At 55.6% G+C, this 24,849-nt stretch carries 25 protein-coding genes; 12 read left to right on the top strand and 13 right to left on the bottom strand.

Going from position 1 to position 24,849, the window contains the following annotated elements:
• Positions 1–15 precede the first annotated feature (15 nt).
• Entirely contained in the window at positions 16–1,857 is a 1,842-nt protein-coding gene (locus AC6T8Q_RS11400; RefSeq protein ID WP_500679197.1) for a hypothetical protein, read from the bottom strand.
• A 185-nt stretch (positions 1,858–2,042) separates the two neighbouring features.
• Between AC6T8Q_RS11400 and AC6T8Q_RS11395 the strand changes: the two genes are divergently transcribed.
• The 9 genes from AC6T8Q_RS11395 (at position 2,043) to AC6T8Q_RS11355 (ending at position 7,881) form a co-directional block, all read left to right on the top strand.
• Positions 2,043–2,225 carry a hypothetical protein gene (locus AC6T8Q_RS11395; protein ID WP_500679196.1) on the top strand — a complete coding sequence of 61 codons (183 nt, stop codon included), beginning with the start codon at positions 2,043–2,045 and terminating at the stop codon, positions 2,223–2,225.
• Between the two features lie 221 nt (positions 2,226–2,446).
• Positions 2,447–3,451: a hypothetical protein gene (locus AC6T8Q_RS11390; protein ID WP_500679195.1), complete on the top strand. Its 1,005-nt coding sequence runs from the start codon at positions 2,447–2,449 to the stop codon at positions 3,449–3,451.
• A 63-nt stretch (positions 3,452–3,514) separates the two neighbouring features.
• Positions 3,515–3,985: a capsid cement protein gene (locus tag AC6T8Q_RS11385; protein WP_500679194.1), complete on the top strand. Its 471-nt coding sequence runs from the start codon at positions 3,515–3,517 to the stop codon at positions 3,983–3,985.
• Between the two features lie 100 nt (positions 3,986–4,085).
• On the top strand, positions 4,086–5,246 hold the full coding sequence (locus AC6T8Q_RS11380) for a phage major capsid protein (protein ID WP_500679193.1): 1,161 nt from the start codon (positions 4,086–4,088) through the stop codon (positions 5,244–5,246).
• 61 nt (positions 5,247–5,307) lie between these two features.
• Positions 5,308–5,793 carry a hypothetical protein gene (locus AC6T8Q_RS11375; RefSeq protein ID WP_500679192.1) on the top strand — a complete coding sequence of 162 codons (486 nt, stop codon included), beginning with the start codon at positions 5,308–5,310 and terminating at the stop codon, positions 5,791–5,793.
• A gap of 2 nt (positions 5,794–5,795) precedes the next feature.
• Complete coding sequence (locus AC6T8Q_RS11370; RefSeq protein ID WP_500679191.1) at positions 5,796–6,596, top strand: LamG-like jellyroll fold domain-containing protein; 801 nt, start codon at positions 5,796–5,798, stop codon at positions 6,594–6,596.
• The gene (locus tag AC6T8Q_RS11365; protein WP_500679190.1) at positions 6,596–6,994 is read left to right on the top strand and encodes a hypothetical protein; all 399 of its coding nucleotides are present in this window, start codon (positions 6,596–6,598) and stop codon (positions 6,992–6,994) included. The genes AC6T8Q_RS11370 and AC6T8Q_RS11365 overlap by 1 nt, the downstream gene beginning before the upstream one ends.
• 57 nt (positions 6,995–7,051) lie before the next feature.
• A complete protein-coding gene (locus AC6T8Q_RS11360) occupies positions 7,052–7,267 on the top strand; it encodes a hypothetical protein (protein ID WP_500679189.1) in 216 nt (71 codons plus the stop codon).
• Positions 7,267–7,881 (top strand): hypothetical protein, encoded by a 615-nt coding sequence (locus AC6T8Q_RS11355; RefSeq protein ID WP_500679188.1) that lies wholly within the window; start codon positions 7,267–7,269, stop codon positions 7,879–7,881. The genes AC6T8Q_RS11360 and AC6T8Q_RS11355 overlap by 1 nt, the downstream gene beginning before the upstream one ends.
• Before the next feature lie 6 nt (positions 7,882–7,887).
• Here AC6T8Q_RS11355 and AC6T8Q_RS11350 read toward each other — a convergent pair whose 3' ends face one another.
• Positions 7,888–8,424, bottom strand: a complete 537-nt coding sequence (locus AC6T8Q_RS11350) for a helix-turn-helix domain-containing protein (RefSeq protein WP_500679187.1) — start codon at positions 8,422–8,424, stop codon at positions 7,888–7,890.
• A gap of 107 nt (positions 8,425–8,531) precedes the next feature.
• On the opposite strand from AC6T8Q_RS11350, the gene AC6T8Q_RS11345 reads away from it, so the two are divergent.
• Together AC6T8Q_RS11345 and AC6T8Q_RS11340 are read left to right on the top strand one after the other, a co-directional pair.
• Entirely contained in the window at positions 8,532–9,896 is a 1,365-nt protein-coding gene (locus AC6T8Q_RS11345) for a flavin-containing monooxygenase (RefSeq protein WP_500679186.1), read from the top strand.
• A gap of 139 nt (positions 9,897–10,035) precedes the next feature.
• A complete protein-coding gene (locus AC6T8Q_RS11340) occupies positions 10,036–11,835 on the top strand; it encodes a DUF3466 family protein (RefSeq protein WP_500679185.1) in 1,800 nt (599 codons plus the stop codon).
• 127 nt (positions 11,836–11,962) lie between these two features.
• On the opposite strand, the gene AC6T8Q_RS11335 is transcribed toward AC6T8Q_RS11340, so the two are convergent.
• From AC6T8Q_RS11335 to AC6T8Q_RS11290, 10 genes are all read right to left on the bottom strand, one after another.
• Positions 11,963–12,703 carry an MBL fold metallo-hydrolase gene (locus AC6T8Q_RS11335; RefSeq protein ID WP_500679184.1) on the bottom strand — a complete coding sequence of 247 codons (741 nt, stop codon included), beginning with the start codon at positions 12,701–12,703 and terminating at the stop codon, positions 11,963–11,965.
• A gap of 178 nt (positions 12,704–12,881) precedes the next feature.
• Positions 12,882–14,174: a DEAD/DEAH box helicase gene (locus AC6T8Q_RS11330; RefSeq protein ID WP_500679183.1), complete on the bottom strand. Its 1,293-nt coding sequence runs from the start codon at positions 14,172–14,174 to the stop codon at positions 12,882–12,884.
• 132 nt (positions 14,175–14,306) lie between these two features.
• Positions 14,307–15,632: a Na+/H+ antiporter NhaA gene (gene nhaA / locus AC6T8Q_RS11325; protein WP_500679182.1), complete on the bottom strand. Its 1,326-nt coding sequence runs from the start codon at positions 15,630–15,632 to the stop codon at positions 14,307–14,309.
• 179 nt (positions 15,633–15,811) lie between these two features.
• Positions 15,812–15,988 carry a hypothetical protein gene (locus AC6T8Q_RS11320; protein WP_500679181.1) on the bottom strand — a complete coding sequence of 59 codons (177 nt, stop codon included), beginning with the start codon at positions 15,986–15,988 and terminating at the stop codon, positions 15,812–15,814.
• 69 nt (positions 15,989–16,057) lie between these two features.
• Positions 16,058–16,240, bottom strand: a complete 183-nt coding sequence (locus tag AC6T8Q_RS11315) for a hypothetical protein (protein ID WP_500679180.1) — start codon at positions 16,238–16,240, stop codon at positions 16,058–16,060.
• 69 nt (positions 16,241–16,309) lie between these two features.
• On the bottom strand, positions 16,310–16,513 hold the full coding sequence (locus tag AC6T8Q_RS11310; RefSeq protein WP_496921128.1) for a hypothetical protein: 204 nt from the start codon (positions 16,511–16,513) through the stop codon (positions 16,310–16,312).
• A gap of 1 nt (position 16,514) precedes the next feature.
• Positions 16,515–17,522, bottom strand: a complete 1,008-nt coding sequence (locus AC6T8Q_RS11305) for a glycoside hydrolase family 130 protein (protein WP_500679179.1) — start codon at positions 17,520–17,522, stop codon at positions 16,515–16,517.
• Between the two features lie 67 nt (positions 17,523–17,589).
• Complete coding sequence (locus AC6T8Q_RS11300; protein ID WP_500679178.1) at positions 17,590–18,660, bottom strand: hypothetical protein; 1,071 nt, start codon at positions 18,658–18,660, stop codon at positions 17,590–17,592.
• Between the two features lie 2 nt (positions 18,661–18,662).
• Positions 18,663–19,892 (bottom strand): glycosyltransferase family 4 protein, encoded by a 1,230-nt coding sequence (locus tag AC6T8Q_RS11295; protein WP_500679177.1) that lies wholly within the window; start codon positions 19,890–19,892, stop codon positions 18,663–18,665.
• Positions 19,893–20,320: 428 nt separating this feature from the next.
• Complete coding sequence (locus AC6T8Q_RS11290; RefSeq protein WP_500679176.1) at positions 20,321–21,133, bottom strand: transglutaminase-like domain-containing protein; 813 nt, start codon at positions 21,131–21,133, stop codon at positions 20,321–20,323.
• A 166-nt stretch (positions 21,134–21,299) separates the two neighbouring features.
• On the opposite strand from AC6T8Q_RS11290, the gene AC6T8Q_RS11285 reads away from it, so the two are divergent.
• Positions 21,300–24,125 carry a cation-translocating P-type ATPase gene (locus tag AC6T8Q_RS11285; protein ID WP_500679175.1) on the top strand — a complete coding sequence of 942 codons (2,826 nt, stop codon included), beginning with the start codon at positions 21,300–21,302 and terminating at the stop codon, positions 24,123–24,125.
• 99 nt (positions 24,126–24,224) lie between these two features.
• Here AC6T8Q_RS11285 and AC6T8Q_RS11280 read toward each other — a convergent pair whose 3' ends face one another.
• Positions 24,225–24,434 (bottom strand): hypothetical protein, encoded by a 210-nt coding sequence (locus AC6T8Q_RS11280; RefSeq protein WP_500679174.1) that lies wholly within the window; start codon positions 24,432–24,434, stop codon positions 24,225–24,227.
• Positions 24,435–24,849 lie beyond the last annotated feature (415 nt).

Here is a 24,849-nt window from a genome sequence, read left to right as displayed (position 1 = left end):
CGAGCAACTTGAGCGTTACTGGCGACGAACAACGAACAGGGTGATTGCGCAGAAAGACAGCAACAGCGCACTTGGTTCAGGAACGGCAGCCGATGAGGCATTGAGTTCTGAGTTGTCGTAATTGACATGCCACTCGGCCAAGTCACCCGAGCTGAACGGGTTAGGTGATTCGCCGCGTTGCCACGCGAGAAAATCACGGCCATCAACATCGCCATCATTGTCGAAATCGCCACTGACTAAGGGGGGTGGGCCGAGGCTAATTGTTAACAGCGCAGGTTCGCTGAATTCGCCTCCTTCGAGTGTCGCAAAGCGAAAGTTGTTGGTGCCGGTCGGTGCGATGGCGAGTCCGAAGTGAGTTGAATTTCCAATAAGACTCTCGACGAACGTGGGATCAAGCGTAACGGTTGCCAACCCTGTAGAACTGAAATTCGTCGTGCCGATATCGGTTTTGCCAAGTGTAATCGCATGAGAGCGTAGAGGTGTGCCATCGGCCGCATAGCCAAAGAGATCGAACGCGACCCCCGAACCACTGAATGTAAGGAGATTCAAATCGATCTCTAATTTGACTCCGGTTATTTCCCGGTCAGCGGGGACATCGGCGAGTGAGAACTGGAACAAGGCCACATAATCGGGATCGGAACTCGTAGCGCCATTGCGAACCAAAATGTCGTCTTCGCCATCGATCAGGCGCATCGATTCGTCGGAGGCGATTTCAGCGACGAGGTCCAGGGTCGGACGGATCTGCAGAGTGTCCGGCGCGGAATCGGCCACGACGAACATTCGCTTCGTGCCTGCCACAAACGTGCGGACCCCATCAGATTGCCGAAGCGTATATTCTGTCCAATTACCGTTGGGGATGTGCGAATTTCGCACGAAGGCCTCGCCAGTCGCGCCAAATCGCCCCGATCCAAACACGAGTGCATAGGATCCGGGTTCCAAAGTGAGGTCGAGGTCGGCACTGATGTCACTACCTGTCGTGCTGTTGGGAAGCGTAATCAATGCGTGGCCGAGGACGTCATTCCCAGAGAAATTGGGAACATCGTACTGTCCACTGAGCTTGATGATCGCGGCAAAGACGGTGCCAGTTCCATCGAGGTAGGCACCGACTTGAGAAATATCGGTTGTGCGTTCGACATTGAATCCAATTCCCGTATAGAAATCGCTACTGATAATGCTGCCACTATTGGACGAGGGATGGTCAGGGGTGGCCAGCGCGGTTTCGAAGAGCGTGTAGTTTCCGATGCCAGGTCCGGGGGGAAGCGGATTGGGATCGACCCAGGTACGAAAGCTCATCTCTTCGCCGGTAAGTGACCAGCTTTGCGAGTTCGATGATCGATAGTAACGACTTCCATTGGCATAGTTGTTGGTTCCATACTTGCCACTCCACAGCGTCCAATCGGGCGAAATCATGGTTGGTCCCGTGTAGGAGATCGCCAGCACATCGCCGGGATTGACCATGATGCCGGCTGAACTGACGTCGAAGCTCGTTGGTTGAACGTATCCGGAAAAACCTGGGTCAAGTGGAACATTCGCCAAGTTGACGGTCGTTTCAAAAAGGACGCTCGACGAACTGGAGTTAGGAATTCCGCCCGTGGTGGAACGTATTTGCACAACTGGTGAAGTGGTTGCCTCTGGATAGCGAAAAAGTTGCAAGTCGATTTGCGAAAGTAAACCAGCTGAGCCTACCGTAAACGTTTGTGCGATCTGGTTGCCGCTGTAACCGGGATTCGCAAAACTCTTGCTTGAGTAGAGGGAATCTTGATCGACAATTGGTACGGCGTGCAGTGAAACTGAGTTGCCCGCGATCAGGAACAAGATGGCGAAGAGCGAGCCGTAAACAGAAAATAAGCGATTCATGAGGTGATGTACCTATGTCATCGATTTATTGAGAATAGTGCTTGTCCACAGCATATCACGGTATGGGGATGGGTCAATAAAGAGTGGCGGAAGAATTTCCAGCCCTTTTTTGCGAGAAGCTAAAAAGCAAAGGTGGCCAAAAATCGTTAATGAAATGGCCACTGAGATGTGGTATGTTCACACGCATGATGAGAGCAAATACCACGAGTGCGAAGGTCGACAAACGGCAGGTCGCACAAGCCGAGTTTCAGAAGGTGATTGAGAACGCCTGCGTGACGGGTTTTCATGGATCGGCGAGTGTGACGATCACGGTGCAGGATGGACATATTCAATACACGAAGGTGGCGGTGGAGAGAATGGTGAGGTAAGAAAAGCGATTAGCCGTTAGCTTTTAGCTGTTAGCCAGAGTGATTGTTTGGCTAAAAACTAAGAGCTAATAGCTGACAGCTATTTTGGGTATTAACTGAGCCGGCAGAAATGCTGGTATCACACTTAAGCCCCGGTTGAGACGGATGTCTCGGCCGGGGCTTTTTTTGTTGGTCCATGAAGTCATTCCCGCGTAGGCGGGGATCAAGAAGGAAATGAGAAAATGGAAACAGAACAACACGAGCAAATCCAGGAATATGCCGATTCGCGGGGGGTGTCGTTGCGGATTGATCGCGAGGAGGGCGTGCTGTGGGGGGTGAAGTTGATTGGGCTTCACTCCCGCAACGGACGGCGGTATCGCGAAGCGGCGTTGGTCCAAGCAGCGTCACTCTATGAAGACGCCAAGGTCAATGTGAATCATCCCAAAGACGGGCCGCTGGCTCCGCGGGATTATCAAGACCGCATCGGTGTGATTCGGGACGTGGAATTTCGCGCGGGGGAAGGATTGTTTGGCAATTTGCATTTCAATCCCAAGCACGCACTTGCCGAGCAACTGGCTTGGGATGCCGAGCACAATCCGCGGAACGTGGGCTTTTCGCACAACGTGCAAGCCAAATTGAGCCGCACGGAGGAAGGAACGTTTGTGGAGGAAATCACGCGCGTGCAGAGCGTCGATTTGGTGGCCGATCCGGCGGCGACGGAAGGGTTATTCGAGCATAGTGCAGGTTCTGAAAGCTCCTCTCCTAGCCTCTCCCCGGAGTACCGGGGAGAGGGACATGTGTGGGACGCGCTGACGCTTGAAACTCTGCAGCTGCATCGGCCGGACTTGCTCGCGGAAATCGAAGCATCAAGTAATTCGCAATTGAAAACGCTGCATGAAGAAACGTCCGCGCGGATTGCCGTGCTGGAGCGTGGGCAGCGAATCAGTGAATTGCTTGTCAAGCATGGCTTGCCCGTGCCGGCTCGTTTGGGTGTTGCCAGTGGTAAAGGCGAGGGGATCGTCAACGCGGCGTTTATTGAAACGCTACTTGCGCTCGGCGACGAGCACGAGGTGGAACGACGGATCGTGGAACGGGCGGAACTGGTGCGCAAGGCTTCGAGTTGGCACGACGCGTGGTGGCGGACGTCGGGACCCCGTTCGCGCGATCAGCTGGCCGTGCGTGAATCACGCGCAGCGAGTGAAAGCACGTCGGTGGATTTCGCGCGGGCGTTGAAGGTGGGTAAGTAACTGGTCAGGCCGTCGACTTCCGTCGGCGGCTATTACACATGTTTGTTTGATTGGAGGCAATTGATGTCGAATGTTATGCGATGGCGGTATGGCGAAACGAATCCTGTGATGATGCCGGTGGATGCGGACATCCCGATCGAGATTGGCGATCTCGTGTATTTGGAAACCGATGACGTGCGTCCCGCGGGTGTACTTGAAGCAGAGGAAACTTTGGCGGCGACACAGGAATCGTTTCACGACAAGTTCGTGGGGGTCGCGATGCAGTGCTCGCCTGTGGGGGTGTCGGATCCGATTCGCGTGGCGACGACTGGAGTGTTTGAATTCGATTGTGCCGCGGCGACTTTCGACGTGGGGGACTTTCTGGGTGGCAACGATGCGGGCGGGGGCGAGCTCGACAATCAGTTGGTCGATGAGGTGGCGACCCCGAATCTGGCCGTCGGTCGGTGTGTGAAGCGTGTTTCGCCGGCGGGAACCAAAGTGCTGGTGGATGTGGTGAGCACGTTGGTGAAGGGTGGGCCACAAGCCGCGGCGTAGGGGGGCGGCGAGCCGTGAGCGTGAGCGACCGGAGAAACTCCAGGCACTCACGTTTCTGGCTCGCCAAGACTTTCGGAACATTTTTACCAAGGAGACATTCGTGTCATTGAATTATCGAGAACTGAAAAGACGTTATGAATTGGATGGTGCGGAGCGGACCGTCGCGCACTTGTCGGAGGCATTGGAGCAAAAGCACTTGGCTCCCGAGGACTTTTCGATCCGTGACCTGGCGGAGGCGCTCGTGCCGGATGGTCGGCAGTGGGTTCGCTTGTTGGACCCGCGTTCGAGTGGGCAGGTGAGCGTGACGGAATCGATGGAAGGGGTCGATGTGACGGCGTTTCTCAACGTCGCGGGGCAGGTGGTGCATGCCAAGATTCTGGATGCTTACACGCAAGAAGCGTTTGTCGTGTCGAAGTTGGTGCAGACCATTCCGACGCGGCTTGATGGCGAGAAGATTCCAGGCGTGGGACGGTTGAAGGAGAACATCGACGAAGTGCCGCCGGGGATGCCGTATCCGCATTTGGGATTCGGTGAGGACTTCATCGAAACGCCCAACACGGCCAAGCGTGGTTTCATTGTGCCGGTGACGAAAGAAGCGATTTTCTTTGATCGCACGCATTTGATCCTGAGCCGTGCCGCGGAAGTGGGTGAGATTCTCGGCCTCAACAAGGAAAAGCGGTTGCTCGACGTCGTGATTGGCGAGACGAACAACTACAAGGCCAACGGCACGAGTTACGACACTTACTATGCCAACGGGCCGTGGGTGAACTCGTTGGGTGGCAACGCGCTCGTGGATTGGACGAACGTCGACGCGGCGGAGCAATTGTTCGCCGACATGCTCGATCCGAACACGGGTGAACCGGTGCTCGTGCGGGGGACGACCGTGCTGGTGATGCCAGCGTATCGTCACGCGGCGCATCGCGTGTTCAATGCTGTGGAGATCAACTACGGCGCCAGCGGCGCGGCCACGCAAACCACGGCGGCCAATCCGCTGGGGAACTACAAGGTCGTGGAAAGTCGTCTGGCTTATCGGCGCGTGATCACAGCGGGGGTCGCGGCCGTCGAAGCGAAGAAGTGGTGGTTCGTGGGCGACTTCCGCAAGGCGTTTGCTTACATGGAGAACTGGCCGATCACGGTGACGCAAGCGCCGATCAACAGCGAGGCGGATTTCAATAACGACATCCTGCTGCGGTTCAAGGCGAGCGAACGAGGCGCGGCGGCGGTGATCAATCCGCGGTTTGTGGTGAAGTGTACGGGGTAGGTGTGAACGGTTAAGGGAGGCACGCCCAGGGGTTGCAACCCCTGGGCGTTGGAGATTCAAGATGGCAACAGGTGACACGATTTTGGTTTTTGATCCTTTGGCGAATCATCCGCCGACGGCGAATTTTGCCACGCTCGATTTGCGGGGAGAGTTCGTCGTGCTCGATTTCAATGCGAGTGCGAATGAGTCCGCACAATTTCAGGCGGTTGTGCCGAGCCACTACAAAGGGGGCGAGCTTCATGTTGTTGTGACGGGAACACCAACATCGGCTACCAGTGGCAACGTCAAGCTGCGCGTGGAGCTGACGCGTATTGCCGCCGGGGCGAACCTCGATGCGCTGCCTGCGGCGACCGCAAGTGGCGATCTCGTTGTGGCGTGTCCAGCGACGAGCGGAGTGTTGGTGGAAAGCGAATTTGGATCGCTGAGTGTTGCGGATTTGGAAGCGGGTGAAATTCTGCGCATTCACATCACACGCTTGGCATCAGACGCGGCTGACACGATGAGTGGTGATTGGGAATTGGTAAGCGTCGTAGTCGAGGAGGCTTAGCCGTGGGACTTACGGTCGATCAAACAAGCCTGATTGATTTAGGGTCCGTGGGGATTACCGGTTATCCGTTTACGCTGGCTGGATGGTTTCGCGTACCGAACGTGAACAGCTTGCTATCGATCATGGGAATCGGCAACTCTGCGACGGGATCCTATCACCGCCTTGTTTATACGGGTCACGCCGGCAAGGTGGCTGGGGCTGTGAGTTTTGTTTCGTCGGGCACAACGGCTTTGTCGAGCACAGTGATGACGACGGGACAGTGGCATCACGTAGTGGGTGTATTTGAAGCGGCCAACTCGCGGCGTGTTTATCTGGATGGTGGGCACGTGGGGACGAATTCGCAGACACGTGTGTTTGACGGCGTTGATCACTATTTTCTGGGGAATCTCGGCATAAATGCGGTGGACGTGGCCGAGGCGGCGGTGTTCAAAGTGGCGTTAACAGCGGGGCAGATAAGTCCATTGGCACTGGGTTTTTCTCCATTGTGTTTGTCAGTGTCTTCGCAATTGGTGGCATATCAAAGTTGCGTGCGGCCCTTGAATTGGCCAGCTCATAGTGCCACTGCCAGTGTGGGTGCAGCGCCGATAGTGGTGGATCATCCACGGATTTTTTATCGACAAAACTTTGGGGCACGAACGATACCGTTTCGTCGTTGGGCGCCATTTCAGTTAGCGCGGGGAGAATTGCACGGAATGAATCTGGCAGGGGGCAAACCTGGCCAAGCATGCCAATCTGGCCAAACTGAAGGTCAAATCGTGGGGGCGGGTGTGAACATTGGGGAACTGTGGGGAGAGGAAAGCTGATGGGAATCGCTAAGGATATTCAAGGAACGGTTTTTCGGCATGGGACGGCCGTGTTGATGGCGCGCGTGGTGGACGGCCAAGCCGAGCCGATCAACCAAGCCTCGCTGGCCAGTGCGAGCTACACGATCTTCGCGTTGGAAATGGATCAGCCGGAAAGTCTGATTGCGGTCGAAGGGCACGAAGAGGTTGCGCTCGATGTGGAGGCAATCATCTTTGATTCGCTGCAAACTGGCGGTGGCTGGACGGCGGACGAGGTGGGTTACAACTTTCGGCATGAGTTGGATGTGTCAGAGGCGGAAGCATTCGCCGAAGCAGGCCGACGGTATCAGGTGCGTTACGAGTTGCTGCCCGTGACGGGGCAGAAGATTGTGTTTCGCTTTTTGTTGAAGTGCATTTAGAAGCTGTCCCCCTCCCTTGCGGGAGGGGCTAGGGGAGGGAGTAGAGGAAGTAAAAATATGCCAACGGATATTGAACAGATTGAAACGATTCGCGCGAACACGTTCGCGCAGCTCGTGGAATTGCGGGAAAGTCCTAAGCCGAGTTACACGATCGATGGCCAGCATGTGTCGTGGACCGAATATGTGCGGTCGTTGCAAGAGACGATTGAATGGTGCGATTTGAAGCTGGCTGGTTATCGACCGTTTGAATGCCGTTCGCAGGGGATGACCTGATGGATATTGCCACGGATTTTGCACAAGTTGTGGATGGCCTGGAAGAAGTCACGCTGCTGCGGCGTGATTCCAACGCGACCGTGTCGGTGCTGGCCGCGCGACGGCAGCAATCACGAACTCGCGAAGCGGAAGCTTCGAGCGGTACGGTCGTGGAGGCCAATTCGGAATGGCATTTGGCGCTGGTCGAAGGCGCTGCTCCGCAGATAGGCGACGTGGTGCTCGACGGTGCCGAGCATCGCTGGACGATTCTTGAAGTCGAAGAATTGCCGCTGCTGGGGCGTTGGAAATGCACGACGCGCGAATTGCGGATTGCTTATGGTTGTGGCGAACGGGTCGAAATCGAACGGGCCGTGTGGAGTGACGGCGAGACGCCGGAGATTGTCGGTTACACGTATGTTGCGACCGCGCTACCCGTGCGAATTCAGCCCTTGGAAGTGAGCGTCGACGACGAACAAACCGGGCAAGCGACGTTTCGGATTATTCTGGGAGAGTCGCTGGTGCTGGAACCGCACGATCGTTTTGTCGCGGGCGATGGGACGATTTATGTGTTGCAAACGTATCAGCAGGCGGAGCGGATTGATGTGTTGCCGGTGGCGGTGGTGCGGCGGTTGTAATAAGAATTAGGCATTATTGGTTTTCGAATTAACATTCGTCACCCTCCGATAGAGCAGACCGATCATTTCGCGCAAGATTTCGGCTTCGCTGGTTTCGAGGATGACCGAAACTTGGTAGAGCAATTCGCGGCGGGCGTTCATGGCCGTGGCGGTTGCGATCGCACCGGCTGCGGTGAGCTCGCCGCCGACGGCCACGCGGCTGTAAAGCTCATTAAATTCGGCTTCGGTCCAATCCTCGAAAAGCTCGGGGTGACTGCGAATCGCCTCGGTGACTTGCTGGTTGGTGGCTCGATCAAATTCGGGATGTTCCGCGAAAAAAGCGTCGTGAAACAGCTCGTCGCTATCGATGCCCAAGCCTTCGGCCAGCTTGTGGAGCGTGCGGGCGTGGGGGGAGGTTTCGCCGCGTAAGATGCTGCGCAACGTGCGTTCGTCGACCCCCGTGGCGTCGACGACCCCTTGCATGGTCATGTTGAACCGGGCCATGAGCCGGCGGATGTTGGCCCCGGGGAGGGTGCGCAGGTCTTTCCGGGATTGGGAGGACATGGCCGACATGTAAACTTATGTACAGTATCCGAGGCAGGGTGTCAAGAGATCGGTCGTGGGACACGACCGGCTAACCGGGGGCGGGTTGTTGAGACATAATGGACAGTATGACCACCGACACTTCAGACCGTTATTGCATCATTGGCGCGGGGACTTCCGGCTTGGCCGTGGTTAAGAATTTCTTGGATCACGGGATTCCGTTCGATTGCCTGGAGCGGGAAGACGCGATCGGCGGGAATTGGTGCTATGGCAAGCCGGCGAGCAGCATCTATCAATCGACGCACCTGATCTCGTCGAAGCGGCTGACCGAGTACAGCGACTTCCCCATGCCGGAGGATTATCCGGAGTATCCCAGCCACGAGTTGGTGTTTCGTTATTTGCGGAGCTATGCCGAGCATTTTGGATTGCTCGGGCATATTCAGTTCAACACGGCGGTGAAGTGGGTGGAGCCTTTCACGAATAGCCGCGATTTAACAAATCGCAGGGACCAGCGACTCGTTGAGTCGCGGCTAGTGAGCAATCACTCAGGATTTCGCGTTCGGCTCGCCAATGGTGAGGAACGTATTTATCGCGGGGTCGTCATCGCCAATGGGCACAATTGGGATCCGCAGTTCCCCGATTTCCCTGGTGAGTTCATAGGCCAAGTGTTTCATTCGAGCGAATATAAAACGCCCGATGTGCTGGTTGGTAAACGCGTCTTAGTCGTGGGGGGTGGCAATTCGGGTTGTGACTTGGCGGTAGAGGCCGCGACTTATGCCAGCCGTGCGGTGCAGAGTTGGCGGCGGGGGTATCCGATTCTTCCCAAGTTCTTCAAAGGTAAACCGATCGACGAATGTGGCGAACGATTGCTCCGCTGGCGATTGCCCCTGTGGGCAAGGCGAGTGGCCTCGAAGCTGATCATCCGCTGGGTGATCGGTCCGCCGGAACTTTCGGGACTGCCGCGACCCGATCACAAACTGTTTGAGAGTCACCCGATCATCAACTCACGCATCCACGACCGCGTGGGGCATGGCGATCTGACGATCAAGCCAAATGTGGTACGGCTCGATGGCCGACAGGTGCATTTTGTGGATGGCACGAGCGAAGAGTTCGATGTGATTATCTACGCCACGGGCTTCAAGCTTTCGTTTCCGTTTATCGACACCGAGCAATTGCATTGGCGTGACGGCAAACCGGATTTGTATCTCAATATTTTTCATCCCGAGCGGGACGATCTGTTTTGCATCGGTTTGATTCAGCCCGACAGCGGGCAGTGGGGGATCGTCGACGATCAAGCGAAGTTGGTGGCACGGTACTTAAAGGGCTTGCAAGAGAAGTCGTCACACACGTTGGGGTTTAAGTATCTTAAGGATCGCAACGATCAAGCCTGGCGTGGCGGGCGGACGTACCTCAATTCCCCGCGGCATCGGCTGGAGGTGGAGCATTTTAGCTATCGGCGGGAATTGCAGAGAAGGGCGCGGGGGTTGGGGTGAAAACGATCGGCTCAAAGTGTTTTGCACATGAAAAAATAGTGTAAAACCAATATTGGGTGATACACGGAAAATCTGTGGTACAATCAGCAGGCGGAGTTGTTTGCACGAACTCATCATCAGTTATCCCATCGAGTCAACCGTGAAGCTCAAAGCTATCATCTTTTGTTTGACCGTCAGCGCATTTTCTTCAATATCTGAGGCGGTGCCTTATGTCCTAACACCGCTGGGTCTTACTGGTCCTGCCAACACGACGGACACAGATAGTCTCAGACACAGCACTCTCGTGCAAGCCAATGATGCGGGACAAGCGATTGGTGATTCGGATCGATATCTTGTGAATACATTCGCTGGGATCAATTCGTGGCTTTACGACGGAACTTCAACAATCGGATTGGGTCTGACTAACGGCGAGCACATGTCGACCGCCGGAGATCAAACGAGCCGAGCGTTTGGACTTAACGAATCAGGGGATGTCATGGGCGTCTCGGCTCGCTACAACGGGAATTCATGGCTAGGTAACAGCGCGTGGTTATACGATGGCTCACTGACTCATCACATTGGCTTAATCGACGCTGAGCACACCCGCAACGATGGTTTCAAGCAAAGCGATGTCGACCACATGAATGATAGCGGTCAGGTGGTCGGGACTTCGAATCGCTATGATGGCAGCTCAACACTAGGGCTAAGCGCCTGGTTCTATGATGGCGTGACTACAAAAAACATCGGATTCACTGGTCCCGACTACACGCGAGGCGACGGTCTGAAAAGCAGCAGTGTTTGGGACCTCAACGAATCGGGTGAAGTGGTCGGAACCTCCACCCGTTTTGCTGGTGACAACGGGACGATTGTTTGGCTCTATGATGGAACAAACACGGTTGAGGTGGGGCTTGTCAATAGCGAGCACGTGCGCCCTGATGGATCGAGAGCAAGTTTCAGTGCCAAGCTTAATGAAGCAGGGCAAGTGGCCGGAGTTTCGGAACGGTACTCGCCAACGGGTGTTGAACTTGGTTACAGCTCGTGGCTTTACAGTGGTGGATCGACCATGAATATTGGCCTCTCCGATGCCGAGTTTACCCGCAATGACGGCTTTAAATCGAGCGCTGTCCACAGTATGAATGAAGCAGGGCAGGTGGCTGGAATCTCGATACGCTTCGAAGGCTCGAGTCAGACCCGTGGTCAAGTCGCCTGGCTGTACGATGGTTCGAGTTCAGTGCGCGTTGGCCTGCAAGACAGTGATCACATCCTCAACGGTTACGAATTCAGCGAAGTCGTAGCCCTTAACGAAAATGGCCGGGCCATCGGTACCTCAACACGGCTTGAGATTGGCCAAGACTTGGGCGAGAGTGCGTGGTATTTCGACGGAACGAGCTCGGTTGAGATCGGACTCGTGGGAGGCGTCTACACCAATGATAATGGATACAGCGACAGCTTTCCCAGGTTGTTGAACAATGCCGGTCAAGTGACAGGAGAATCCATACGCTACGATGAATTTAGCCAGGTGATTGGAATTGATAGCTGGCTTTACGATCCAACGCTTGGCACGACGATTCCGATTAAACCTATCCATGGGACTAATGGGTTTGATTTCTCGTCGGTTCAGTTTCTCGGTGAAGACGGACTCGTCCTTGGTTACTACTACCCATCACCTCAATTCAACTTGCATGAGCGTAAGGCGTTTTTGTATTCGATCGATGATGGCCTGTGGGATTTGGGTTCGCTTGTCATCGGCGGTTTGCCGGCCAACGGCTGGGAAAAGCTCTCCGAAGCTTTCTACGCGAACTCGACCGGGCAGATTTTCGGCAATGGGTCGGTTCCTGATTTTGGATTCGGGCAAATGGGCTACTTGTTAACGCCGACGGTGCCCGAACCGAGTGGCGTAATTCTTGCGCTGGTGGCTGCTATTTTTGCTTCACGAATTAGAGTGATTAGGAATTCTTAGCCGCGGATGAACAAAGATTAGGCGGATATGCACGGATTTGATCAAAAGTCAGTCAATTCAATCTGCGACCATCCGTTCAATCCGTGTTCTTCCGTGGCCTATTGCAGAGTTGCTAAGCCGCCAGCACCTAGAACTCCACCACCATGCCATCGATGCCGATTGATGTTTCGGGGAAGATTTTTCTTGCTGCGGCGAGATCGTAGCATTCGTCTTCGTTGTACACCGGATTGATGTGTACGAGCACCAGCTTCTTCACTTCGGCGGCGGCGGCGAGTTCTACCACGGGCATCAGGCAGCTATGGCCGGTGAGTTCGGCTTGCTCGGGTTGATCGTCGCAGAAGAAGCATTCGTGGACCAAGAGATCGACGCCGCGGATGTGCTTGAGGTAATCGGCATTCTTGGCGGCCACGGTGTCGGTGACATACGCCAGCGAGCGGTCTGGCCAATCGATGCGAAAGCCGACTGACCCGCCGGGATGTATTAAGGGAAAATGCGTGAGGATCGCGCCGTCGGCAAGTTTTATTTTGCCCGCGAGTGGCTGCATCTCGAACGGTGGATCGACCGGAAACAACTCTTCGTGGAACAGATGCTCGCGGATGGCTTGCAGCTTGTCGGCTTCTCCGTGGACGGTCACGCGCTTGAGCGGCCCGGCGGGGATAATATCGAACATGAACGTCAGGCCAAAGCAGTGATCCAAGTGGGTGTGCGAGAGGAACACGTCGAGCGTGTCAGTTTGCACGTGATCGGCGACGCGAAACATGGCCGTGCCGGCATCGAAGACCACGCCCAATTCGGGCAGCATCAGGCAAGCGGTCTGCCTCCGATCGTTGGGGTGATAGCCGCTTGTGCCGAGCAAAACCAATTTCATAAAGATCTCTGCAAGTAGCCGCGATTCAACAGATCGCAGATTCCCGGCGATTCGTTGAATCGCGGCTAGGGATGTTTTTATTGTACCGACCGGCGGAAAGTGGTTCCATCGCAGCTATCCGCGAGCCAGGTCGTCACGACCCCGACTTGAACGGTATCGGGACGATACCGGCTAACTTTTAAAGTCCGCGGCGATGACGGCGGCGGGGGCGCTGGCCGGGAGGTGCCGGTTTGGGAGGCTCGGCGGGCTTGTCCTCAGTGGATACTGGTGCTTCGCGCGGCGGAGCGGACGAGGCTACGGTCAGAAAACCCTCAATTTCGTCGCGTTTGAGGAGCGTGTTGATCAGCATTTCAATGCGGGTGAGCTCGATCCCTTGCTCGGGGGTGACGAAGGAATAAGCCACACCCTCGCGGCCCATGCGGCCGGTGCGTCCCACGCGGTGGACATAATCATCCGACGACTGGGGGAGATCGTAATTGATAATGTGCGAGATATTGGAAACGTCGATACCACGGCCGACGACGTCGGTGGCAATCAGAATCGTCACGTCGCCATCGCGGAATTTGCGCATCACGCGGTCGCGAGCCGTTTGGGGCAAGTCGCCGTGGATGACGTCGATGTCGGGCAGTTTCTTGGAGAGCTTATTGTGCAACCGATCCGTGCCGCGCTTCGTCCGGCAGAATACGATGGCCTGCTCGGGCTGTTCGCGATGAAGTAAGCGGACAAGCAAATCGTACTTGCGTTCTTCATCGACCGAAAAGTATCGCTGTTCGATCGTGTCGACGGATTTGTTCTTGGGGGAAAAGTCCATGACCTCGGGTTCGATCATGTAGCGCTGGGCGAGTCGCTCGATGGCTGGGGCCACGGTCGCGCTCAAGAGCAGCGTTTGCCGTTCTTTGGGACAGCGGCGTAAGATCTTTTCGATGTCGGGCCGGAAACCGATGTCGAGCATGCGGTCGGCTTCGTCGAGCACGACGAATTGCAGTTCGTTGAGATTGAGCGCGTTGCGGGCGAGCAGGTCGATCACGCGGCCGGGGGTGCCCACGACGATGTCGGATCCCTTGGTGAGCTTGGTGATTTGCTGACGGATCGGCTTGCCGCCATAGACCGCGATGCAGCGCGTCTTGCGGCCCTTGGCAAGCTTGCTCATTTCGTCTTTGACTTGCACGGCGAGTTCACGCGTCGGAACAAGCACCAACGCGCGGGGCAGGCTGCCGGCTTTGCCTTCTTCCAGCAGTTCGAGAATCGGGATCGAAAATGCGGCGGTCTTGCCGGTACCGGTGCGGGCTTGGCCCAGAACATCTTTTCCGGCGAGCGCACGGGGAATGATGCCGGCTTGCACGGGCGAGGGGTTGTGGTAAGCGGCGTCGGCGAGCGAGGCCAACATCACGTCCGACAGGCCGAGCTGATCAAATGTAAGAACAGGGGGTGATTCTGCGGACTCGCCGCTAGAGACGCGATCAGTTACCAAGGCACATGCAGGATTGTTAGGGAGGTTGGGGCTAAATTTAGGCCAAATCGACTCAGCAAGGCTAGCAGCAAATGGGAGTTAGGTCAATTCCGCGGGACGCAGCGACGTGTGTCCCCGTTTCTAACTCGGCTTTCACTCGCTCGTGGTCGCCAGAGCGGGCGGTAGGAACAGGGTCAGAAGCGTGAGGCCCAGGACGGCACTCACGAAAGAGCCAAGCAGGGTACCGATCTTTCCTGCGCTCAACAGGTCGCCTTCAAATGCCAGGCTCGCGATAAAGAGCGACATTGTAAAGCCGATTCCCGCAAGGCAGCCTGCCCCGGCGATCGATTTCCAAGTCACCCCCGTGGGCAGCTTGGCCAGCCCGATCTGGACCGCGAGCCAGCTACAGAGAAAGATTCCTAGCGGTTTGCCCAAGACCAAACCCAGTGCCACGGACCAAGAGATAGGATGAGTGACGGCTCGCAAGTCGATCGTCACGCCTGCATTGGCCAGGGCAAAGAGTGGCATAATAACAAACGCGACCCAGGGATGAAGAGCTTTCTCAAGCCTGTCGAGCGGGGACATCGTTTCCCCCATCATCCACTTCAATCGCCCAACTGATTTCAATTCCCGCGGCAAATCGTCGGGTTCACCGTCGCCGATGGATTCCTCCAGCGCATCCAGGACAGTGACTCGGGGAAGGAGCGCGGTTGCAGGTGTCAGCAAGCCCAACAACACGCCCGCGACGGTCGGGTGAACGCCCGAATGAAACATGGCCACCCAAATCGCCGTTCCTATCAGAAGATAAACTCCGATACTCCGGATCCCCATCCAATGCGAGAGGACCGTGACACCCAAACCCGTGGTTGCCACCACCATGGCCACGATTGAAATTCCCTCGGAGTAGAAGACAGCAATGACTAGGATGGCTCCAATGTCGTCGACAATCGCCAGTGCCAGGAGAAGAATCTTGAGGCCTAGTGGTACGCGTCGCCCCAGCAGGGCTAGGAATCCGACCACGAACGCAATGTCGGTCGCCATCGGGATGCCCCAGCCCGATCGCCCGCTTTCGTGGTTACCAATCAATAACAAGTAGAGAGTTGCGGGCACGACCATGCCACCGAGGGCCGCCATGAGTGGCAGGGCCGCTTTCCGAAAGTCATTGAGTTCCCCGTCGACGATCTCGCGTTTGATCTCCAAACCGATCACGAAGAAAAAGATGGTCATCAGCCCATCATTGACCCAATGCAACAAGGATTCATTGATCTCCCACCGGCCGATACCGATACGCAGATGCGTTTCCCAGAATGCTGAGAATTCGTCCGCCCATGAAGAATTTGCGATGGCCAGCGCAATGGCCGCGCAGAGAACCAGTAAGACGCCACTGGTGGCTTCGATGGCCATGTACCTGCGCAAGGGGCCGAGCAGGCGATGAATCGGCGCGTTCGGAAGTTCTGGTTTTCGGGTCTCGGATGTCATTGATGTGTGATGCGTGTGGCAGGAGTCGTGTTTGTTAGCAACGACAATTGTCAGAGTGCATAATGCCACACAACGCCGAAGAACATAAGGTTTGTTCCGGGAGAAAAAATTGGATGATTTAGGAACAGCTTAGTTTTCGCGATTTTTCGCGAGTGATTTTCAGCTGCGATCCCTAAGGCTTATGGTTGTACGGCGGGAGGATTATCACCCGTCGTCTCAATTTCTTTTTCAGTCGTGACGGTCGTGGTGCCGCCGGGCGTCGAGACGGTGGTTTCCTCGGTTGTGGAAGTCTTTTCGCCGCACCCGACGACCGCAAATAAACTCAAAACAAACATCGACAATAATAGATTCTTCATAGCAATACCCTTTTCTTGACTAAGACTGCCGTACTAAACGGCCCTTGAGACTCTTGGGAGAACGCACATTTATTTACGGTGGCGATCGTCGAGCATACGACTGTTGCCCGCTTTACTGCTCACTTTTTTTGTGGCGATTGGAACTGTTTGTGATCGATTGTGGCTGTAGATCAGACTTACGACCCACAGCGCTAGCAGCGTTGCGAGCGTGAAGGCTGTGGTGCTCACGGGGAGTTGGTCGAGAAGTGACATGGTTGCCTCGATTGCATTGTTCGCATACGAACAATTAGGGGACATTGTTAATCAATCGAAAAAATGATCTTAGTGTTCTGTGCGCTCGCGCTTTTGTCGGGCTGCTTTGAATAAGTTTTCACCGAGGAATTCGAGTGCCTCCGATTCGGAAGCATGGGCCGAGGTGCGTTCTAGGTCGTCGACGGTCGTGCCCGAATACCAATGCCAAGGATGGCGATCGCCAGAATAGTCTGGGTTGTAATGCAAGGCATACGCGGCTTTGATTGTGCTCATCTTATGTTGCTAATCCCCTTGGGACGTAATTGCTGGAATCAGTTGGTACGGGACAAGCAAGTAAGTACTCAAGCAGCAGAGATGCTTGTGTTGTTGCCAACGCAATGCAGGAATCGGCCCCACCGTAGTACATGCGGATCTCGCCACTCGCTTTGTCGTGGACCCAACCGCAGGGGAAGACAACGCCGTTGACGTCGCCTTGTCGTTCGTAAGGTTCCTCGGGGGCAAAGATCCAGTCATCGCTGCGGCGAAGCACATGAGTGGGGTTCTCCAAGTCCAGCAGGGCCAAACCCAGGCGATATAGACAACCGCCCGGAGTATGCCGCACGCCGTGATACAGCATCAGCCATCCCTCGGGCGTTTCGAGTGGTGGCGGGCTGAGTCCGATTTTGTTGGCATCCCACCAAGCGCCACGCCGTGCATGCATCAACACGTGATGATCGCCCCAATGTTTGAGATCGGGAGAAAAAGAGAGCCAAATATGCGCGCCCGAGCTGCCTGCCGAAACCGGCCGATGCAAAATGGCATAGCGGCCGCCAAATTTCCGTGGAAACACGGCCGCATCTTTATCATCGGGAGGCATCACGGGGCCAAGCCGTTTGAAGGTCCTGAAATCTTTGGTTGCTGCCAACGAAACGAGTGGGCCGCTATGAGAGAATGCGGTGTAGGCGATCAACCATTCTTGCCGATCTTCGACCCATGTAAGCCGCGGGTCTTCGACGCCCCAGGTTTCTTCGGGGAATTGATCGGGGCTGGGTGCGAAGCTGGGCTTCTCGTCAATTTGCCAGTCGGAAACCCCGTCGCGGCTGCGAGCTACGGTTAAATGAGAATGTCCACGGCGATCTTCCACGCGGACGAGCAAGATTGTTTCATCACCAAGCTGACACGCGCCGGCATTGAAGACCGTATGCGCTGGGTAGGGCCAATCGGCGGCAGTCAAAATCGGATTGTCCGCGTGGCGTTGAAATAGCTCGGGAAATGCTGGGGCTCGTTTACGTTCTATAAGCATCTTGGTTTCCTTCCCTCCGTGGTTATGTCGGCAATATGAAATGTGTTTTGTGTTTCACTGAAATGCCTTAGGCACCTTTGAATTGGCGCTTGTTAAGGGGCATCGTTTCCATCGTGGAGTCTAGGACGGCGACGAACAGATAAGCGAGGGTCGACTCGGCTCCTTGATTACGATTGACTCCTGCGGCCGCGAGTCCGTCAAAGCACGAATGGTTTTCAGGATTTACAAGTGACTGCCGTTGGCTATTCTCTCCAAAGAACCATTCCCGGGCACGCCGAAATGTGACGAGATGATTTTTGTCGTTCGTAAGCTCATGCGCTGCGAGTGATGCGTCGGCCATCGTCGCGGCCTCGACGGGCTGTTGGTCGTAGGCGGCTTTTTCCTCACCATGCTCAAACCAACCCTGATTGCCAATCGGTTGAAAGAAACCGTTAACCGTCGTGGTGTGTTCAAGAAATGCAAAGGATGACAATGCCACCATGTGAAATTTTTCTTGGGGCCAGCGTTGGGCGGCGATCATCATCGCGTGAGGCAAAACGGCATTGGCGTAAGTCATTTTCGACTCGAACCAGGGCCAATCGGGGCGCGACGAACGATCGTAGCATTCCGTGAGTCGATTTGTTGCGGACCAAGCCACACTTTCGAGCAGGTTAATCTCCTTAACCCCACTGGCGCGGAGATGACCCCAGGCGAGAATGATATAAGCTTGGGCACGCAGGCTGCGTAAATCGGCAAGAGCTGGCAGCACGGCGTTGATCAGCTCGCGTGCCAAGAGCCGATAACCCTCAGGCAGATCGCTTCCCAACACTTCCGCGAGTGCCAGCACCGCTTGGCCTTGGCAGTCGCCACAGCCTTCGGCGTCGAGCCAGCTACGGTCGTAGTCCATGAAATTATGAAATCCCCGACCGGGCGATTGGGCATGCTCGACAAAGCTCAAGTATGTCGTGATACGGTTAAGCATCGCTTGGCTTGGCTGGTGTTGCCACAAGCGTACGCAGATGCGCAGGGCACGGGCATTGTCGTCAGTGCAATAGCCACTCTCGCGGCGCGGAATGCTGTAGATCGCGTGTTGAATCAGACCGGTCGAGTCTGTCATGCGATCGAGATGTTCTAAACAAAGTTCGATACGATTTATCATTCTCAACCTCCATGCAGGGGTGCAGCGAGATGGCCTAAGCCGTTCGCGGGCGTAAGGGCGTATTCAACACGATTGACCGGATGCTTGCTGACCTGTCCGTACTTCTTGAAGCACTCCAAGTAGCGTTGTCCGACAACGGGCCAGAACATCGACTTTGCATATTTGTAGGCACGGCGTCGTGTTTCCAGTTGAAACTGCGGGTCTTTGAGAAATTGCAAAGTCGCCGTGGCAAATTGATCGCTGCCGCCAAAAGGAACTAACAATCCGCGTCCCTCAGCCAAAATCTCTTTCGCGTACAAGTAGGGTGTGCTGACCACCGAGCCCACGGCACCCAAGGCGTAGGCCAATGTCCCGCTCGCGATCTGATCGGCGCCTTGATAGGGCGTGACAAACACATCACAGGCCTGCAGGTGTTGCAACAGACCTGGCAAATCCAGGTACTTATTCACGAACCGCACATGATTCGCGACGCCCCGCCTTTGAGCTAAGTCCACTAAACTATCGCGATACTTTTCTCCAGAATCTCTTTTCACCTGGGGATGCGTGGCACCCACAATCAAGTAGATCGCCTCGGGACACTCCTCGACGATGCGAGGCATCGCCTCGATCATGTACTCGAGTCCTTTGCCCGGATTGATCAGGCCGAAGCTGCAAATCATCTTGCGACCCGCGAGACCTAATCGTGCTTTATGCGAGTCATCGCGTTCAAAAGGCACCGTCGGCACGCCATGCGGAATCACATGCACGTTTGCCGTGGGGACTCGATAAACGCTATGGAGCAACTTGGCCGCGATGTCGGTCATCACCACGATGCCTTGGCTCTTAGCGGCAATCTCTTGGATGATGCGGCGTGGCAATGAGTCTGGTTTTGTCAGCAAGGTATGAAACGTTGTGACGACCGGCTTACGGCACTCGTGCATGAAGTCGATGACACGCTTGCCCCACTCGTCGGGGTATAGTCCAAACTCGTGCTGCAAACTGACAACGTCACAAGGACCGTCGTTGGCTACTTCAGCCGCGTGGCGATAAGCGTTCGCACGATTGTTGTCGATGACGTGTACGATGCGCGGATCGTCGCCGGGAAGTTCTTCAAGTTTTTGAATGGCCATCACCGAGGACACGGGCCAATCAGCGACCGCATCGACGGCATCCGCCGAATCTTTTGTGAACGTCGCGAGGCCGCATGCTTCAGGCGGATACGTGGAAACAAAGAGCGGACGTATGGTACGCATCACGAATCACCACCACTTTCTTCATCGCTAGAAAGGAGCATGCGATATTCGAAGCCATACTAGCCTGGCAACAATACCAATTAGGACTTGGACGGCATGGTCCAAACGAGCGAATGGAGATTCAACGCGTGGTTGAAGTAGGAAGCAAAATCGCCCGGTTCAAATGCCCGCCGAGTGAGGCTTATCGAGTCAGCGACCAAACAACTGCCTGGTCGGTGTAAGAAGAATTCGGCATATCAACCATACGCCTAAGAGTACTTATTTACAAGTCACCATTAAACACATTGTTGCCAATACACGGGTTATAGGTGCGCTTTATCGCCTTTTTATTATAGGGTTTCTTTGGGATTAGTAAGAATTGTCTCACGCGCGACCGCGCTGAGTGGATTGTGCTCAGCCAATGATTCCAATTGCAGCAGGTTCAATTCTTACGCTGGAAGATCGTAAGCCCAAACGTGAAAGTCGTGCAACGTATTCATGCCGAACGTCGTCGTCAGCGCAACGTCGGCGGCATCACGACCACGAGCCATCAGCACGCGGCCGATGCGCGGTGTGTTATTGCGTGCGTCGAGCGTGTACCACCGACCACCCAAATAAACTTCAAACCACGCGCTGAAATCCATCGGGTCGTGCACCGGAGGCACGCCGATGTCGCCCAGATAGCCCGTGCAATATCGTGCGGGGATGTTGAGCGATCTGCAAAACGCAATCGCTAAATGCATGTAGTCGCGGCAGACGCCGGTCCGTTCGCGGAACACATCAAGCGCGGTGCGATTCGCACGAGCCCGCATATAGTCGAAACGGATATGCCCATGGACAAAATCGCAGACGGCTTGCACGACGGGCCAGCCCGCCGGTTCTTTACCAAAGCGGGCCCAGGCAATGTCACGCAGTTCGCTGTCGACTTCGCAATAACGGCTTGGGAGCAAGAATTGCAGTACGTCGTAAGGAAGGTCCTGCACTTGGTGTTGGAAGGCATTCAGCCCAAGCTCATCGACGAGGCCAGTGTCTTCGACAATGGCTAAGGTGCGAAAGCTCACACGACCCGCAGGCACGACCGCGCGACCGCAGAGGTTGCCGTAGGTGTCGAAGTATTCGTTGATGGGGACGGCGGGGGCGACTGTTAAGGGGTTGAGTTGGCGAATCGTCGAGGTCCGCTCGGGGTGCAGATAACCCATAACGATCACGGCCGTTGGCTGGGAAAAATCGAAACTGGCTTCGAAGCCAACTTGAATAAGCATAAGTTTATTTCATCTTTCATCCGCCAAACCCTTCATTGTAGCAATTCTCTCCAAGTCGTGCATTTATTGAGCCGGAGACGCATGCTACCTTTAGAAGCGGATCTCATTTCGAATTGACGGTGAACTTTTTTGTATATCTTGGCGGACGGCGAGTCAGGGGTGCATGATGGATCGCAAACTGATCGCCAAGGAAGCAGGAAGTGTTTTGGACACGCCTTATCTACTATCGGATGACGAAGTTTTCTCGGCTTTGGGATCTGATCGAAAACGGGGTCTCTCGGAATCGAAAGCCCAGGAACGACTCGATCAATATGGCCGGAACGAATTGATAGCCGAGCCTCCCGTGCCTGGTTGGAAGAAATTCTTCGCGCAGTTTACAGATACTCTCGTGATCTTGTTGCTCATAGCGACCGGGATCTCGACTGGACTTTGGCTCTACGAGCGGGAATCGGCGTTGCCCTATGAAGCGATTGCCATTTTCAGCGTGGTTCTGATCAATGCCATTCTGGGCTACGTGCAAGAAGCCCGAGCGGAAGCTGCGGTGGCGGCGTTGCGGGCGATGTCGGCGGCTGAAGCTGTGGTGATTCGCGATGGCGAGCAGCGGAGTGTGCCGGCCACGGAGATCGTACCGGGTGATCTGTTGCTCATCGAAGAGGGCGATACCATTCCCGCCGATGCTCGCGTGGTTCAATCGGCCTCGCTTCAGGTGGCCGAAGCGGCGCTTACCGGCGAGAGTCTGCCGGTGTCGAAAGACGTGCCACCACTTTCCGGGGAGGTAAGCCTTGGTGACCGTCACAACATGGTCTTTAGCGGCACGGCAGCCACCTATGGTCATGGCATGGCCGTGGTCACGGCCACGGGCATGCAAACCGAGATGGGACGCATCGCCGGGATGCTGCAAGAGACTCCCGAGGAATCGACGCCGCTGCAAAAGGAACTCGATCAGGTCGGCAGGGTGCTTGGCATCGTCGTCGTGGCAATCGCCGTGGTGATGATCATCACAATCATTTTCGTTGAGAATGTGCGCGGTATCTCTGCTCTCTTTGATGTGCTCATTTTGGGGGTGGCGCTCGCGGTGGCTGCGGTGCCCGAAGGTTTGCCCGCAGTGGTGACGGCGGTTCTCGCTTTGGGCGTGCAGCGGATGGCGAAGCGGCAAGCGATTGTGCGTCATCTGGCAGCGGTGGAAACACTCGGTTCGACGGATGTCATTGCCTCGGACAAAACCGGCACGCTTACGAAAAATGAAATGACGGTGCGAGTTGTTGTTACGGCCAGCGGCCGAGTGAATTTCTCAGGGACCGGATATGCCCCTGAGGGACAAGTTGAGGTCGAGGGAGGGTCGCCGCTCGAAGGGGCGTTGCGCGTGGAGCTGGACATGTCGCTGACGGTCGCCGACCGTGCAAACAACGCCGTGTTGCAGGAGCGCGAGGGGCGTTGGCTGGTGCAGGGTGACCCGACAGAGGGTTCGCTCATTGTGGCGGCGCGCAAGGCGGGTCTTGAGACTGCATCACTCGACGCACGATACGAGCGACTCGGTGAGGTTCCCTTTTCATCCGAACGCAAACTCATGACGACCGTCCACGCCGATGCTGAACTCCAGGAAAACTTGCTAATTTTCACCAAAGGCGCGCCGGATGTGCTGTTAGCTCGCTGTACTCACGAATACGTGGGAGAGCAGTCCAAAAAGCTAACCGCGGAGCGTCGCGCGCAGATCGTTCAGGCCAATGAAGAACTAGCAGGCCAAGCGTTGCGGACCCTGGGGGTGGCCGCGCGCAAACTCGCTGCGGACGCGCTCAAGCCAGATGAAATGGACGATAGCGTTGAACAGGAACTCGCTTTTCTAGGCCTCATTGGCATGATCGATCCCCCGCGCGAGGAAGCTCGCGAGGCCGTCGCACGAGCGAAGAGCGCCGGCATTCGCCCGATCATGATCACGGGCGATCATCCCAAGACGGCGGCCGTGATTGCGGTGGAACTCGGGATTGCAAACGAAGCTCGTGCCGTCACCGGCTCCGAACTCCAGGCCATGTCCGACGAAGTCCTGCTCGAAACCGTGCGGGAAGTGTCGGTCTATGCGCGGGTGAATCCCGAACACAAGCTGCGCATCGTGAAAGCACTGCAACGTGACGGCAACACGGTCGCGATGACGGGGGACGGGGTGAACGATGCCCCCGCGCTGAAAAAGTCGGATATCGGCATCGCGATGGGGATCACCGGCACGGATGTTTCCAAGGAAGCGGCCGACGTGGTGCTGACGGACGATAATTTCGCGACCATCGTCGCGGCCGTCGAAGAGGGCCGGGCCATCTTCGCGAACATTCGCAAGTTTCTGCGCTACCTGCTTTCGTCGAACATCGGCGAGGTGCTGACGATGTTTTTTGGCGTCCTACTGGCCAGAGTCATTGAACTTCATGCCGAGGGGGAAGCCGTGGTGCTGCCGCTGTTGGCCACGCAAATTTTGTGGATCAATCTGGTGACCGATGGAGCGCCTGCCTTGGCGCTCGGTGTCGACCCGGCGGATGAGGGTTTGATGCTACGTCCCCCGCGTCCACAAGATGAAGGGGTCATCACAGGCCGCATGTGGCGAGGCATCTTTTTTGTCGGGGTGATCATGGCCGTGGGAACTCTCGCGGTGCTTGATGCGTCACTAGCCGGCGGCCTGATCGAAGGCAGCGGCGACATGCGATACGCTCAAACGATGGCCTTCACCACTCTGATGATGTTTCAGCTGTTCAACGTATTTAATGCCCGCTCAGATGAGGTGAGCGCCTTTCACGGCCTGTTTCGCAATCCACTGTTATGGGGCGCGGTAGGTCTGTCGTTGGTGCTGCACATTGCGGTGGTTTACATACCTTTCCTGCAAAAGGCGTTTTCAACCACGAACCTGAGCTTCGGAGATTGGCTGTTCTGCACCGTCGTAGCCAGTTCAGTGGTATGGCTGCGGGAGCTCAGTAAATTTGTAACTCGCCGCAGTTCATTGCCAGCGAGTTGAGGGGCCGCTTGAATAGAACCTTGCGGCAATCAACCAACAAAAAAACCGATCGCGTCCTGCAGGACGCAATCGGTTCGATACGATTCTGACCCGACCGAACTAGGCGGTGGGGGCAGGAGCGGCGGCTGGCTTCTTGGCAGCAGCACGCTTTTTGGGGCTCTTTTTGGCCGGAGCGGCTTTCTTTGTAGCAGCCTTCTTCTTCGGCGACTTCTTGGCGGCTGGCTTCTTAGCAGCAGCCTTTTTCTTTGGGGACTTCTTTGCAGCCTTCTTGGGGGCGGCCTTCTTAGCAGATTTCTTCTTAGTAGCCATAGTCTTATGGGCTCCTTCCGTGATCGCGCCCTAGTTGAAAATTTGGCTCTCCCTCAGGGCGCTTAGAAAGCAAGGGAAGCCACGTAGAATTGAAAAACAGAGCCTGTTCGCTAGCAGTTTGCTAAGTTGCTCGTGCGGTTTGTCAGCTCTCGTTACTCCTGATCGTTAAGTTCGCGGCCGAGGCGAATTCGTGTTGCGTTCGCGACCGACGGTCGCGGCTTTATAAATTATTGATGGGTGGGCCGCTGGTTGAAATGAGAGAGAAGCTTACGATTCTGTGAAGGATAAGGATGAATAAAACAATCGTCAAATATTCTGCTCAAGTCCAAAGCAAATTATTAAAACTCTCAAGAATCGTTCACAAACTCTCGCTTCAAAGTCGTCGCCCGACTTCACTGCGCGCAAGTGAACCAAT

The organism is Bythopirellula sp., assembly GCF_041737835.1.
Lineage (GTDB): Bacteria > Planctomycetota > Planctomycetia > Pirellulales > Lacipirellulaceae > Bythopirellula.
Note: the sequence above shows the minus strand (reverse complement) of the source record. Positions and strands in the feature narration are given on the sequence as shown.